Raw genomic sequence first — 14,024 nt, forward strand, 5'->3', positions numbered from 1 at the left:
TCCGGTAACTCCGATTGATCGGCACGGCGATTTCAGGAGGGCGAATTGACAGATGCACCTGTGACGATTGTGATTGGCTCAGCAGGTCGACGTCTCTATCTCATTGATTGGTTTCGCGCCGCGTTCGACACACTCGGGCTCAGCGGGCGAATCATCGTCGCTGAGAATGACGCTTCGAGCGCTGCTGCGTCCTATGGTGACGAGACCCGATTGCTGCCGAGATACACCGACCCGGCCTATGGAGAGGAGGTCCTGCGCCTGGTTGACGAGGTCGAGCCGAGGCTCTTCCTGACGGCGAACGACTTCGAGCTGATGCAACTCCATGTGAACTCGGGAATAGCGGATGCACTGCGTGATCGTGGCGTTTTCGTTCCCGGAGTGTCTGCCGCATGGCAGGTCGGCTGCGCCGACAAGCTCCGGATGGCGCAGATGCTCGAGGACGTTGACGTCCCGACGCCGAAGACGGTGAAGGGGAGCGATCTGGACCTTCTCACAGACGTGGGGGAGAACGGCGAATTCGTGGTGAAGCACCGATTCGGCAGTCGTTCTTCCGGATTGGCGGTGGTGACCGGAGGTGATGTCGACGAGGCTGTGGTGAATTCTGCGAAGAGTGTTCCGCCGCGTGCTGATCGTACGGACCCCCGGGACGACGTCGTCGTCCAGCCGAGGATGCCGGGCAGCGAATACGGTGTCGACATCGTCTCCAGCCTGCTGGACCCAGGCCCCCTCACCGGGGTGTTCGCACGTCGCAAGCTGCGGATGCGCGCCGGCGAGAGCGACAAAGCTGTCACAGTTGACCCCGGGCCGTTCCGGGAAGCTTCGGGAAAGATCGCTCGTGCCGCCGAACTGTCCGGCCTCATCGATGTCGACATGTTCCTTGACGATCAAGGCCGGGCTTCGGTGATCGATATCAATCCTCGGTTCGGCGGCGGATATCCGTTCGTCCATCTGGCAGGTGCCGACGTTCCGCTCTACTACGTGAGCCAGATCTTCGGGATCCCGATCGACGAGGGATGGAATCAGTACGAGGCAGGAGTCATCTCTGCCAAATATCAGGAAACCCGGGTGACGGCCCGTGGGTCGCAGGAGATTTCCGACTCGTCCACCGCGGTGGAACACACATAGACGTCAAACTCGCATAGACGATGTGCGAGAGCACTGCTGCAATGACGAGATTGTTGAAGACGTTTAAACTCAATGAGGAAGGCAGCCATGAGCTCCATAGAACATCCACGGATCGCCGGCCCGCCGACCCCGGCGTTTGTCATCGACGAATCTGCGTTGAATATTCTGGTCAATCGCTTTCGGGATGCGTTGGCAGAGCATTGGCCGAATTCTGTCATGTCATACTCCGTGAAAACGAACTCCCTGCCCTGGCTGCTGTCCTATATGAAACGGCAGGGTGTCTGGGCAGAAGTCGTCTCCGACTCCGAATATAAGCTGGCATGCGCGGTCGGCTACACGCCCGAGCAGATCGTGTACAACGGTCCCGTGAAGAGCCGAGCGGTTCTGCGGTCTGCCCTGCGCAACGGCTCACTCACCAACTTGGACTCCAAGCGCGAAGTCAGGTGGGCAGCCGAGCTGGCAGCGGAGGACCCCAGCCTGAATGTGAGGGTCGGGCTCAGGGTCAACTGGGACCTCGACGCATTGTGTCCCGGACAGAGTACGGTGGTCGGAGACATGAGCAGGTTCGGTTTCGACTACGTCAACGGTGAATTCGAGGCAGCCATCGTGCAGTTGACCGATGCCGGGGCCAGTGTTGCGGGCCTCCACATGCACCGGAATTCCCGAAGCAACAGCCCGCAGGTATATCAGGCGGCCGCCGGCGTCGCCCGCGAGATCATCTCGACGTTCGATCTCGAGCTGGACTGGATCGATATCGGTGGTGGCTTCTTCGGAAGTCTCGATGACACTGCACTGTTCGACGACTACATTTCCTGCATCCGCGCGGAACTCGAGGGCGCAGTCGATCTCAGTCGAACTCGGCTGGTCATCGAACCCGGAGGTTCCGTGATCGCAGCCCCTGTGGAGTTTCATGCGCAGGTGCTCGACACCAAGGACATCGGACAGCGGCGTTTCGTCATCACTAATGTGAGCAGGACCGACATCGATCCGCTCTTCCGCAAGCAGGCCCCCTACTACATCGTTACCGAGGCTGCTGCGGACACGGACCACCCCGAGCAGGTGATCGCCGGATTCACCTGCATGGAGGACGATCGTCTGATGGTGCTGAAGGATTCTCCGAAACTCATCGAGGGAGACCGTATCGTCTTCAGGAGAGTTGGTGCGTACACCATGTCGTACGGCTCCTCGTTCATCGAGTTTCCCCCGGCAGTCTATGTTCTCCACGAGAATCATCTGACGCTGGTGCGACGCGCAGGTGACGTCGAGGACTACCTTCAGGGCAATATATGGACAGGCGGACAGCTGCAGCCCACGGGCGCTCAGCCCGAATAGGTCACGGCAACGCAATCGCGCCCTCAGACGTTGCCCAGACTGCGCTCACCGCCGTTCAATTCGCCTGAGTAGCGGAACCAGTGCTGTCTCCATCGTGACTGAGTACTGACCGGAATATGTCCGGGCATGACCACCTGTCTGTGTGCTCTCGACGACGGAATCATGAGGGCATGGACAACAACACGCCGCTGCGCGCGCAGCTGAGGAACGACGATGAATCAGGAACTGAGCGGAACACATCATGCATACGCTGATCCGCCGTCGCGAGCTTGATCAGCTGCGCAACCTGCTCGATCGTCACAGCGCGGCCGCGATCATCAGCCCACCTGGCCTGGGCGGTGACGAGATGCTCATGGCATTGGAAGCTGATTCGACCGTCCCGATCATCCGAGTTCCCAACGGCCAGGCGGAGTTCTCTCGGACCTATGCGGGCTTGGAGATCGTTCTCGCCTCGCTGCGCACCCTCAAGCTCGGGGACTTCGAATCGACGGAGCTGGAGAGTCGGCTGAAGGCAGAGAATTCCGACAGCCCGGAATCGGTGCGGGAGATTGCCGACGAGGTCACCCGGCTGATCGGCAGCATGGAATCGGGACAGGGCGTTCTGGTCATCGTGCCGGCAGCCGATGAGATGGATCGGCCCTCGCAGCTCGTCCTCAGTCACATGCTGCGACGCATGGCAGGGCACAGGCTGAAGATCGCAGTCACAACCGGTGCGCTGTCTCCGACCAGTCCGCTGGCCGGAGTCCCCAGCGTGGAGCTGCGATATCTGGACGAGATCCGAATGCACGAGTTGGCGGAAGAGCTGACATCCGGACGCGTTACCGCCGCAGTCGCCGCTGCGGCAGTGCGGACCGCCTCGGGTCGGCCGTCTGCTCTGCGTCAGCTGCTCGAACGGCTTCCTTCGAACCAGTTGGAGGGATCGCAGGCACTGGACATGCCGTTGCATCTGGAGCCGAACGCTGACGCGATGATCTTGGGTGCCAAGAACAGACTCGGCGAAGAGGCCGATGCGCTGCTCGACCTCATGTCCTTGGCTCCGCTGTCTCCGCGGCCCACAGTTCTCGGAGCGTCGAGGGAAGCACAGGAATGGTTCTCGGAACTCGAATTCCGGGGCGCCGTCGAGAAAGACGGTGTGTACTGCCGCTTCTCTGAGGAACTGGCTCGTGCCTGCAGGCACCGGACGTTGAGCGTCGATGAGCGTCTGGCAGGGCACTCGCTGCTCGCGCAGAGGTGCGAGGAAGGTTATCCCGAACTTCACCACTGGCATCGGTCGTTCATCGACGCCACGGATGAGACCCCATGCCAGCTGCTCTCCGATGCCTGTGCGCTGGTTTCGGAGGGGCTGGATTGGGCCGGAATCGAGTTCGCCGAACGAGCTCTCGCTCTCAGCATGGAACTCGGACCGGTCTCCACGCAGCTGAACGATCTCGCTGCGCGGCTGATCGACCGAGGGCAGATCGACTTCGCACTGCGCTACCTCACCTACGCCGCTCGAAGCACAGACGTCAGAGTCCTCGTTCGAGCTCGCATGCTGCGTGTGTGGGCCGAATTCCTTGTTCACCAGTCGGTTCCGTTGCGTCTGCGCAACCAGTGGAGTCGCAGCGAAGTCGCTGCGGCGCCCGCCGAGGTGGCCCACCTGCAGTTGGTCATCGCCTTGTGCCATGCGCTGAGGAGAGAAACCGCCGAGGCGCAGGAGCTGTTGGACAATGCAAGCAGCCTGAGCGCTCACTTCGACGATCGATCGCTGCGCCTACACCGTTCTTTGGACGTTCTGCTCGAATGTGGACGAGGCCATGACGCCCGTGCCGTGGAGGAATTCCGGGACCTCGACTCCAGTGAAGTCTCAGACCCGGTCTGTCTGCTTCTGCTGTCCATGGGTCTGATGGCGGCTGAGAACTACGGCGCGGCCCTCGCAACGTTGGACTGTCTGGACGCGCGTGGGGCACGGGAGACTATCTGGGACACACAGTCCAAGTGTGTGCGTGCCGAGGTCGCGATTCGCCGAGGCGAAATCGGTCTGGCCATCGCGCTCATCGACAGGTGTGCGTCTCAGGCCACCGCCAGTGGAATGATTCGGCGGGATCGTCAGCTGCTGCTGCGGTGCTGGAGTCTTCTGGCGCAAGGACGTGCCAGTGATGCGGAGACAGTGGAAGCTGCGCTGACGGCGCATGCCATGGCCTCCCAGAACTTCAGTCTGCTGGCTGAGCTCAATGCGATGCAGGGCAACTACCTGCTGCGCATGGGGCTCGCCGCCGAGGCGGTACGCCATCTGCATCGCTGCGAAGAGTTGGCTCTGAGCGAGCTCAACCCCAATGTCATTCGCTACGAACCTGATCTCATCGAGGCGCTGATCGCGACAGGGCGTCGAGAGCATGCGGGAATGCTGGTTCGTGTCTTCCACGGCAGAGTCGAGAGGGCACCGTCGCGCTGGGCGGAACTGGCACTTGAGCGGTCTCGTATTCTTCTGCTCCCAGAAGACGCGGGGATCGAAGCCATGGGCAGGCTGCTCGGCTCGTGGCGTCCTGGGGACTCCCAATTCGACAAGGGAGTGACACTCCTGGTGATGGCTGAACGGCTTGCCGATTCTGGTGCTCGTGCAGGTGCCGCAGAGCGAGCCAGCCTGGCGGTAGGGATCTTTCGCGAAGTCGGTTCTGACCATCTGGCCACCGTCGCCCGACCCGAAATTACAGCAGCTCGGGAGGAGCCGGCACGAAACAGTCTGCTGGAACGTTTGAGCGCTGATGAGCGGGCAGTCGTCGAGCTGGTGCGGGAAGGACTGAAGAATCGGGAGATCGCCCTACGGATATTCGTCTCGCTGCGCACGGTTGAACTTCGGCTGACCTCTGTGTACCGCAAGTTGGACGTCACGTCTCGGACCGGACTCATCGCCCGGCTGGCGAATGGTGCCGGCGCCCCCGTGGCCTGAGCGCGAAGACGACCGCAGGAACTCAACGGTGTCCCGCAAGACTTCGGCAAGACGAGTGGCGGCACCGTCGTGCATGCCTAGCCTGAGAACCAGAAGATAGTGAGGAGTGCGTTGCCATGTTGACAACCGAAACGAGCTTCAGCTTTGAGCCATTCCGCCAGGGACCCGGCCCAGCTCCGGTCGGGACCGTCCTACCGGCCCGGGGAGCAGCAAGATGAACGGATATCACTTCGTCAAGAGGGTGCTTGATGTTCTCGCCGCTCTGGTCTTTCTGATCGTGCTCTCGCCGGTTCTCATCGTCGTCTGCCTCCTGATTCTCCTCTTTCTCGGAGCGCCGATCTTCTTCCACCAGGAGAGAGTGACAAAAGGCGAAAGGGTCTTCCAGCTGTGGAAATTCCGCAGTATGCGCAACCCTGATCCCGAGCGGGGACTCGTCTCCGATAGTCAGAGGATGACACGCTTCGGTCGATTGCTGCGGTCGAGCAGCTTGGATGAATTGCCGAGTCTGTGGAACGTGCTGCGCGGAGACATGAGTCTGATCGGCCCGCGGCCATTGCCCACCCGCTATCTGCCCCACTACTCGGACCAGCAGCGTCGTCGGCACCAAGTGCGTGGAGGGCTGAGCGGACTGGCGCAGATCAGCGGACGCAATCGTGTGCGCTGGGACGACAGATTCGATCTTGACGTCGAATACGTGGATACGGTGAGTTTCGGCCTCGATCTGCGCATACTCATGAGCACAATCAGAATCGTGCTCCGTGCGGATGGAATCAGTCAGGACGGCGAGGTGACAGCGGAGAACTTCGGCGGCACATTGAAATCCGAGCTGTTGGTGTTTGATCAGCGAAATCGGGCAGAGACCATCACGACATGGTCGGTGAGCAGCTCCGACGGTCACGAGATCGGATACTGCGAAATTACGGTCATGAGCGAGCACGCTCTCCTGATCCGATTCGATGACTGCACGGAATCAGATCCGGCCATCGAGATTCGACGAGAGGTCGTCAGACTGCTGACGAACCGTACGCGGGCGACCGAGGCCGAATTCGCCGTCTGCGTGGTGCGCGCCGACAGTGTGGACCGTTCGGTGCTGACCGAAGCCGGATTCAAAGAAATCGCCGACCCGGGGGAACAGCTGAAATTCGGACACCTTGCTTCAGCCGACCGGATTCTTGCCGTCTGCAGGCTGTGGCCGGACGAGTCGGCCGATGCCGGTGCTGATGCGCATGCCGATACCGACGCCGGTCGGAGCCGACTCATTTCGTATGGTCGGGTGCCGGACGAGGCAGGTCGAGGCGAATCGGCAATGCGGAGGCTGCCGAAGGCGGACGCAAGCCAATGACGAACGCAGCTGTGAACGGAGACTGGGCAGTGATGCCCACAGGATTTCGGATACTCGTCGTGGGGCTGAGCAATATCTGCCGTTCCCCATTGGCAGCACGGATGCTGCAGCACGAGCTCGACACCGAGGCGCCAGGTGAGTTCACCGTGCGCAGCGCGGGAACCCAGGTCACGCCTGGGCATCCAGCTGCGGTGGAAGTCTTGAGATTGGCATCGCGCCGCGGAATTCGTCTGCACGGATTCGTCGTCAGCCAGCTTGATGAGGCGATGATCTCTGAAGCCGATCTCATCCTGGTCATGGACAGAGCACTCAGACGGCAGGTCGTGAAGGTGAGTCCGCGGGCACTGCGGACCACGTTCACCCTGCGCGAGTTCGCGCGCATCCTTCCCACCGTGCGTCCCGAGCAGCTGGCAACGCCGACAGGGAGGTGGCAGTCCCTCGTCGCTCTTGCGCCCCGATATCGAACTCCTCCACCAGGGGGCGCAGCCGATGATGATGTCATCGATCCGCACGATCGCCCGACACGGGCATACGAGCGGATGAACACCCAGATCGTCTCCGCGATCGATGTGATTCGCGAATGGGAAGTGCGGGGATGTGCCCCCGACAGCAGGCAATGAGAATGCGGCTCTGGTCGAAATCCCCAGGGGTGAGTCAGTGGGTGACGAACGCCTCCGCAGGGCCGTTGCGGGACGCCGCAAGCTCGGTGACGCGACCGACCGTTCTGCCGTCGCCGACAGTACAGTTGGGGCCAAACATCATCGCAGCAGTTTCCCTTCAGACTGGATTGGACCCGAGATGACCATCATCGATTTTCTGCGGATTGTGCGGAAGAACATCGTCCTGCTGATCGTGATGATTGCAGCAGGCGGTCTTGGCGGTGTCGGTGTCTACCTCCTGCTCCCCGACGAGTACACCTCGCAGACCGAGCTGTTTGTGTCCACGGTCGAGGCCTCGAACCCAGACCAGAAGCAGATCGCCTCTGCATTCGTCCAGGAACGGCTGCGAACCTATGTTGATCTCGCCGACTCCCGGCTTGTGCTTGAGCCCGTGATCCGCGATCTGGACTTGAAGATCAGTCCCGAGAAGTTGGCGGAGTACGTCACGGCCTCATCCGACCACGGGACCGTGCTGCTCACAGTCAGCGCGACAGCCACGACACCGGGAGGAGCCGCTCGAGTGTCGGAGGCGGTGGCAGACAGCCTCACCACGACGATCACCGACCTCGAATCCCGTCATGGCAAAGCACAATCGGGTATCCGGTTGGCTGTGGCCAACGATGCGAGCGTCCCTTCGTCAGCGAGCGGTCCGGCCCGGTGGCTCTGCGCAGCAATCGGAATCCTCCTGGGGGCGGCACTCGGCATCGCTATTGCGCTGTTCCGCTCCGCAGTGGACTCCAAGATCCGCGATATCACAGGTGTTCGCGAGGTGACCGCCGCGCCGATCCTCGCCTCGGTGCCAGTGCACAACGAGTCCTCAGCGCATCCGGAGCCGACAGCGATCCATCAGGATTCTCCCTATGCCGAGGCCATTCGTCGCCTGCGAGCCAACTTGCGTTTCGCTCGAGTCGAAGACTCGAACAACGTCATCGAGGTCACCTCATCGGTGCCCTCCGAAGGGAAGACATCAACCAGTGTGAATCTGGCGATATCGCTGGCACAGTCCGGGCAGAGAGTGGTTCTCGTTGATGTCGACCTGCGCCAGCCCGCCGTTGCGGACAGGCTCGGTCTTGAGAACTCGGCAGGGCTGACTACTGCACTGCTGGGAACCGCAGATGTTCACGATCTGCTGCAGCCGTGGGGACAGGACGAGCTGTACGTGCTGACCGCCGGCGACAAGGTGTCCAATCCGGTGGAACTCATTGACTCGCGGTCGATGTCCAAACTGATGACGGTCCTGCGCAATGATTTCGACACTGTCATCCTCGACTGTCCGCCGGTGCTTCCTGTTGCAGACGGGCTGATTTTGGCCAAGATGGCCGGTCGGATCATCCACGTCATCGCGGTGAATGAGACCTCACGCAACGAGCTGGAGGAAGCGCTGAACGATCTGTCCGTGGTCGAAACTCCGCTCAGCCTCGTCGTCAACAAAGTCCCGCTGGGACATTCCGACCTGACCGGATATACGAAGACCTATTCGGCGCGCCAGTCGGCTGCCGGCCTGTCACCCGCTTCCGGTCACGGCACGACGCGCGGTGGAGAAGAGCCAGCCCGCACCGAAGGCATGGAGCCGGTCGGATGGCTGCAGGGGGAGCTCGGCGCCGAGCAGTCCGCGCGCACACCTCGAGTCTGGCCCGGAAGCCGGACTCGGCGAAGAGCACAGCGCACCGGGGGATCCGGACGCCTCACCGCACGCTCCGATCGACCGGCTGGAGAATTGGATCAGGCGGCAGGAGCCGATGACACCAAGAGAATCAGGGCCGGAGAGCGGACTGCGGAGCAGTGACGACCAGGAGTGAGCCGCCGACCTACCCACCGACCCACCTGCCGACCGACTCGCCGACTGACCCACTGACAGGCCCGACCGCCTGGTCCGCCGAGGCTGGCCGTTGCGACCGTTTCAGAATCCTCGTCGTCTGCACCGGAAATCTCTTTCGTTCGCCGCTGGCCGCTGGACTTCTCCAACAGGGACTCGACGAAGTCGCCCCCGGACGGTTCGCCCTCGACAGCGCGGGCACCGAGGGAGTGGCCGGGGTCGGTGTGACCGATGATGTGCAGTCCCTGGCGGCAGACTGGGGATTCGACCTCAGCGAGTTTCGCGCCAAACGTCTGCACTCTGCTCAAGTCACGAACGCGGATCTGGTGATCGGCATGGAGCGGTGGCACCGGAGCCAAGTGGTGACTCTTGAGCCGCGCGCGCTCAGACGAACCTTCACACTGCGGGAATTCGCTCGCATCATTCATTCCCTCTCGACGAGCGAAGATCTGGCGACTCGGCAGCGCTGGGAGAACCTGGTCGCTCTGGCACAGCGTTCCCGCACGCCGGCTCCCGGTGGACCGGACTTCGACGATGTGGTCGATCCGCACGATGATTGGGACCTACTCAGCCCGGTGATGACCGACCAGATGCTCCCAGGCGTGTACGAGATGGTCGACTGGGAGTACAGGAACAGCAGCCTCGGCGAAGCCTGAAGCGGCGCACGTTCTCCGAGTCTTCGGTACTGACCGTCGTGGACTCGATCACACCGTCTGAGACTCAATGACGTTATCTGGACTCAATCACAGAGTGACCGGCGATGACTCATGACGGGGCCGGGAACAGTAGAACTCGCCCAGCAGCCGTGTCAGCGAGCCGACGAACACCGCGAGGCAACCTGCTTCCACGGCCGACATTCCGGCCATGCCGGCGACCCCACCGCTGGCGAGGACAGTGCCGATCGCAGCTGCGCCGACGAAGAAGGTCGCCCAATAGCGGTTGAGGACAAGCAGATTCGCCGATGCCAGATAGGTCGGCAATGTGCAGAGCGCCGCCAGGGCGAGGAAGAGCACGGCTTCTCGGGAGAGGACGAAGTCGGCGCCGTAGATGGTCGACAGCAGCCACGGTCCGATGAACAGTGCGAGCACGACAAAGGGGACAAGGCTGGTCAGAGCGATCGCGCACAGTCGCTTCACTCTGCGTCGCAGCACAACAGGCCCGTCGCCGTCGTGGATGGTGCGGAAGGCAGGTAGGACGACCGTCTCGATCGACGCGCCCACCAGATTGGCGAAGACGACGAGGTAGGCGGCCGAAGCGTACCGTCCGACGTCGCTGGGTGATCCGAACCAGGCGACCACGGCAAGCGGCACATAGGACAGCAGGGAATAGACACCCTGCATCAGGGACATCGGAACACCGGCCGAAATGAGTGCACGGATCTCCTCGCGTACCGAGGTCCGTGACTCTATCGCCTCAGGCATTTCGGGTGGTTTGGCCGAGGCCACCCAGATGGTGACGACCGTGCCTGCGGCAGACACCACGGCTGCCGACCAGAGTGCGGTGACGACTGAACCGGTTGTGAGGATCACCGCGGTGACTGTGATTGCGCTGACTGCGGCCACGCCGAGGAGGATGAGTCCGAAGGTGAAGAGACGCTCGGTCTTCTGCAGTCGGGCATAGAACAGATCACCGATCGAATCGCTGACCTTGATCATCAGCAGTGGACAAGCGAGAGCAGAGTGGATCTGAGCGGGCCCGTAGATGACCAGCCCGCTGATGATGAGGACGGACAGGCCGACGGTGGACAAGCGGCACCCGAGATAGATGCGCCAGCGTACAGTCTGCTGCAGGGTGACGAAGAGATTGCGCAGACCAAGCTGCGTGGCGATGAATACCGGTGTCATCATTGCGATCAGCGTGGAGTAGTGGCCGACGGCGATCGGTCCGCTCTGCTGAGCGAACAGCCACACCAGATACCACTGGGCGCCGGCAACCGCGACATTACCCAAAGTGACCAACGCAAAAGCGGATCGGGAGCTGTGCACCGGAGGTTTCCTCCTCGACTGTGGGCGCGACCTCAGGATGGCCAGGGCCGGACTCCAGTATCGTCCCCATCGACGGTTCCGTGGCCGGCTTCGCTGCCGGATTGCGGATGCGCCACTGACATGTGCGGTATTCCGTGCATCCATCGCGGTGAACCGTAGTCAGGGGCGGGAAGGGGTCCTTCCCGAAGCAAGTCTCACTAGGCTGAGAGCGCGAGTACGAGTCCCGGACATCGAGCTGAGCTGCGATGTCGTCTCATGCCGGTTCTCCGGCCCGACTGAAGCTGATCTCTGATGAAACTCCAGCAATTTCTCCACCTCCTCCGCCGTCATATCGTGCTGCTCATCCTCACCGTCCTACTCGGCGGGCTGGGAGGATTCGGAGTCTCGACCCTGCTCCCGCCGACGTATACAGCGCGTACAGAGCTGTTCGTGTCGGTGCCCACCTCAGGAGATCCCTATGAGATGCGCATGGCTTCGGATTTCATCAAGGAGCGCATCCAGACCTATGTGGGCATGGTCAGCAGCGAATCCGTCCTCGAACCAGTGGTCTCAGATCTGAGACTCGACACCACTCCAGAAGCGCTGGCTGGCCAGGTCGAAGCATTCAGCGACCCCGAGACGGTGCTCATCACCGTTCAGGCTCGGGCCGAGGACGCGGACGGCGCGGCTCGGCTGTCGACGGCAGCGGCTCGCAGCCTGACGGAGAGGATCGAAATGCTCGAGAACCCGGGAAAGACCGATACAGCGTCCATCGACCTCATCGAGGCGAATGCGGCGGTGGTGCCGGAAGCTTCAGACGGCCTGCCGACCTGGGTCTTCGCGCCCATCGGTGCACTGCTCGGTCTGGCGGCAGGCATCGCCATCGCGATTGTGCGTGGAACCTTCGACAACGTAGTCCGGACGAAGGACGACCTGGCGGCCATCACCTCGGCGCCGTTGATGGCGTCGGTCCCGGAAGACCGCGCCATCGTTCACGAGTCTGCCAAGGGCGGACCCGCGATCTCAGGAGTTCGCGGCGAGTCGATTCTTCGTCTGCGAACCAACCTCCGCTTCGCCCACGTCGACGAAGAGAGCACCGTCCTGCTCATGACCTCAGCCCAGGCAGGGGAGGGCAAAACCACGCTCAGCCTCGATCTGGCCATCGCGAGCGCCCGAGCGGGGCAGCGTGTCGTCCTCGTCGATGCCGACCTGCGACGACCGAGTGTCGCCTCACGTCTGGGGTTGGAGAATGCGGCCGGCCTCACGACCGCCCTGGTCGGAGGCCTCGACTTGAGTGAGCTGCTGCAGACCTGGGGTGATCACGACCTCAGTGTGCTCACGGCCGGAGAGATTCCGCCCAACCCCTCGGAGCTGCTCGAGACCCGTGCAATGGCAGAACTGGTGTCCGAACTGGCAGGCAGGTTCGACCTCGTCATTCTCGACAGCCCACCATTGTTGCCTGTGGCAGACGGACTCGTCCTCTCCCGACTGGCCAGCAGGACCCTCCTTGTCGCGGGCGCCGGACGGGTGAAGTCCCGCGCCGTCGCAGAATCCGTCAGGGCTCTGGACGAACTGGGAGCTCCGATCGGTCTCGTGCTCAACAGGTCCGAACTGTCCGCGGCGGAGGCCGACCGAAACCGAACCTACGGAATTCAGTCCGAGCCCCCGATCGCTGCTCTGCCGCTGATGGTCAACGACGGTGGCACGAACCGATCATGATGGCCATCTGGTTCGGGGTGACGACTGTCTGGGTTCTCATGCTCGTTCTGAGCTGGAGAGTCCCGCAGCTGCGGCATTGGAGCAATGCTCTGCTTCCGCTGATTTCGCTGATCCTGATCAACGCCATCGTCGCAGCCTTGGGCAACTACGACATCTCCGACAAGGCGATCTATTCCACGGAATTCCAGATCCTCAGCTTCGCGCCCACCGGCGAGGTCTTCTACACCTACGACAGTGAAGGTCGCGAACCTGCCTTCCTCCTGCTGGGCTGGTTCATCGGTCTCTTCACTCATGACCCGCAGGTCTACTTCTTCGTCATTGCCCTGCTCGGCTCGATCATGCTCGCCCTCGCCCTGCTCTGGCTGCTGCGGTCGGTATGGCAGGTGACCATCGTCTACTACATCACCTTCTGCTTCGGCTTCTTCACCGGGTATTCGAGCTATCTGCTGCGTCAGGGACTGTCTCTGCTGTTCATTCTGCTCGCTCTGGTCTCGATCTGCCGGCAGGCCCGCCTGTGGCAGACGCTCGTGTGGCTGGCCGTTGCGTCTCTCTTCCACTGGTCGGCGATTCCTGCGGCGCTGCTGCTGCTGGGCATCCGCTTTCTTCCGAAGTCCTCCACCAATTTCCTCGTGGGGGTGTGGGTGGTGTTCTCTCTGCTGTTCCTCACGGGACTCAACGCGAGCCTTTTGGCGCCGTTCGCCTCCGGATCGGAGGCACTCGAAACCTACACCGATCCTGAGAACGCCGATCTGTACACCGGCGGGACGAACAGACCGGACTTCTGGATTCTCGGCCTCTGCGTCCTGGTGATGGGCTATATCGTTCTGAGGACGATCGATGGTCTGCCGGATTGGTACCGACACTTGTTCCACGCCTTCGTCATCCTCAATACGTACTACCTGGCATTGGGGTTCGTCTACTACAGCGACAGGGTCGCAGCTTATTCCTGGTCGATCGTGCCGCTGATCGTGACTGTCCCGGTGCTCTGTCTGAAAGGGTGGAGACAGGGACTGGGAAGTGTCGGTCTCATGGTCGCTTTCCTCGGCTGGAGTCAGTACATCGGTGCGATGGACAATCTGCTCAACACCTGATGGCGGGCAGGCTGCTCAGCCCCTGAAACCTGTGTCGATGCGGCGCATCG

General features: G+C 61.9%; 10 protein-coding genes. 9 read left to right on the forward strand and 1 reads right to left on the reverse strand.

Features of this window, described 5'->3' with window-relative positions; all coding sequences use genetic code 11:
* Window positions 1-60: 60 nt before the first annotated feature.
* The 7 genes from JFC13_RS04090 (at window position 61) to JFC13_RS04120 (ending at window position 9,856) form a co-directional block, all read left to right on the forward strand.
* Window positions 61-1,125, forward strand: a complete 1,065-nt coding sequence (locus tag JFC13_RS04090; protein ID WP_198395836.1) for an ATP-grasp domain-containing protein — start codon at window positions 61-63, stop codon at window positions 1,123-1,125.
* Window positions 1,126-1,212: 87 nt separating this feature from the next.
* Window positions 1,213-2,457 carry a type III PLP-dependent enzyme domain-containing protein gene (locus tag JFC13_RS04095; RefSeq protein ID WP_198395837.1) on the forward strand — a complete coding sequence of 415 codons (1,245 nt, stop codon included), beginning with the start codon at window positions 1,213-1,215 and terminating at the stop codon, window positions 2,455-2,457.
* Between the two features lie 241 nt (window positions 2,458-2,698).
* Window positions 2,699-5,383: a LuxR family transcriptional regulator gene (locus JFC13_RS04100; RefSeq protein ID WP_198395838.1), complete on the forward strand. Its 2,685-nt coding sequence runs from the start codon at window positions 2,699-2,701 to the stop codon at window positions 5,381-5,383.
* A 214-nt stretch (window positions 5,384-5,597) separates the two neighbouring features.
* Window positions 5,598-6,725 (forward strand): sugar transferase, encoded by a 1,128-nt coding sequence (locus JFC13_RS04105; RefSeq protein ID WP_198395839.1) that lies wholly within the window; start codon window positions 5,598-5,600, stop codon window positions 6,723-6,725.
* Window positions 6,722-7,345 carry an arsenate reductase/protein-tyrosine-phosphatase family protein gene (locus tag JFC13_RS04110; protein ID WP_198395840.1) on the forward strand — a complete coding sequence of 208 codons (624 nt, stop codon included), beginning with the start codon at window positions 6,722-6,724 and terminating at the stop codon, window positions 7,343-7,345. Before JFC13_RS04105 ends, JFC13_RS04110 begins: the two co-directional genes overlap by 4 nt.
* A gap of 178 nt (window positions 7,346-7,523) precedes the next feature.
* Entirely contained in the window at window positions 7,524-9,170 is a 1,647-nt protein-coding gene (locus tag JFC13_RS04115) for a polysaccharide biosynthesis tyrosine autokinase (protein ID WP_198395841.1), read from the forward strand.
* Window positions 9,167-9,856: an arsenate reductase/protein-tyrosine-phosphatase family protein gene (locus JFC13_RS04120; RefSeq protein WP_198395842.1), complete on the forward strand. Its 690-nt coding sequence runs from the start codon at window positions 9,167-9,169 to the stop codon at window positions 9,854-9,856. The genes JFC13_RS04115 and JFC13_RS04120 overlap by 4 nt, the downstream gene beginning before the upstream one ends.
* 87 nt (window positions 9,857-9,943) lie before the next feature.
* Here JFC13_RS04120 and JFC13_RS04125 read toward each other — a convergent pair whose 3' ends face one another.
* Entirely contained in the window at window positions 9,944-11,185 is a 1,242-nt protein-coding gene (locus JFC13_RS04125; protein ID WP_198395843.1) for a lipopolysaccharide biosynthesis protein, read from the reverse strand.
* Window positions 11,186-11,476: 291 nt separating this feature from the next.
* Between JFC13_RS04125 and JFC13_RS04130 the strand changes: the two genes are divergently transcribed.
* Together JFC13_RS04130 and JFC13_RS04135 are read left to right on the forward strand one after the other, a co-directional pair.
* Window positions 11,477-12,883 carry a polysaccharide biosynthesis tyrosine autokinase gene (locus JFC13_RS04130; protein ID WP_198395844.1) on the forward strand — a complete coding sequence of 469 codons (1,407 nt, stop codon included), beginning with the start codon at window positions 11,477-11,479 and terminating at the stop codon, window positions 12,881-12,883.
* On the forward strand, window positions 12,880-13,974 hold the full coding sequence (locus tag JFC13_RS04135) for an EpsG family protein (RefSeq protein WP_198395845.1): 1,095 nt from the start codon (window positions 12,880-12,882) through the stop codon (window positions 13,972-13,974). Before JFC13_RS04130 ends, JFC13_RS04135 begins: the two co-directional genes overlap by 4 nt.
* Window positions 13,975-14,024: the final 50 nt, after the last annotated feature.

It is taken from the genome of Brevibacterium antiquum, from assembly GCF_016107655.1.
Taxonomy (GTDB): domain Bacteria; phylum Actinomycetota; class Actinomycetes; order Actinomycetales; family Brevibacteriaceae; genus Brevibacterium; species Brevibacterium antiquum.

Bases quoted from the DNA above. Each gene is read 5' to 3' on its own strand.
- JFC13_RS04135 (WP_198395845.1), top strand. From the start codon at position 12,880: ATGATGGCCATCTGGTTCGGGGTGACGACTGTCTGGGTTCTCATGCTC.
- JFC13_RS04100 (WP_198395838.1), top strand. From the start codon at position 2,699: ATGCATACGCTGATCCGCCGTCGCGAGCTTGATCAGCTGCGCAACCTG.
- JFC13_RS04115 (WP_198395841.1), top strand. From the start codon at position 7,524: ATGACCATCATCGATTTTCTGCGGATTGTGCGGAAGAACATCGTCCTG.
- JFC13_RS04130 (WP_198395844.1), top strand. From the start codon at position 11,477: ATGAAACTCCAGCAATTTCTCCACCTCCTCCGCCGTCATATCGTGCTG.
- JFC13_RS04110 (WP_198395840.1), top strand. From the start codon at position 6,722: ATGACGAACGCAGCTGTGAACGGAGACTGGGCAGTGATGCCCACAGGA.
- JFC13_RS04105 (WP_198395839.1), top strand. From the start codon at position 5,598: ATGAACGGATATCACTTCGTCAAGAGGGTGCTTGATGTTCTCGCCGCT.
- JFC13_RS04095 (WP_198395837.1), top strand. From the start codon at position 1,213: ATGAGCTCCATAGAACATCCACGGATCGCCGGCCCGCCGACCCCGGCG.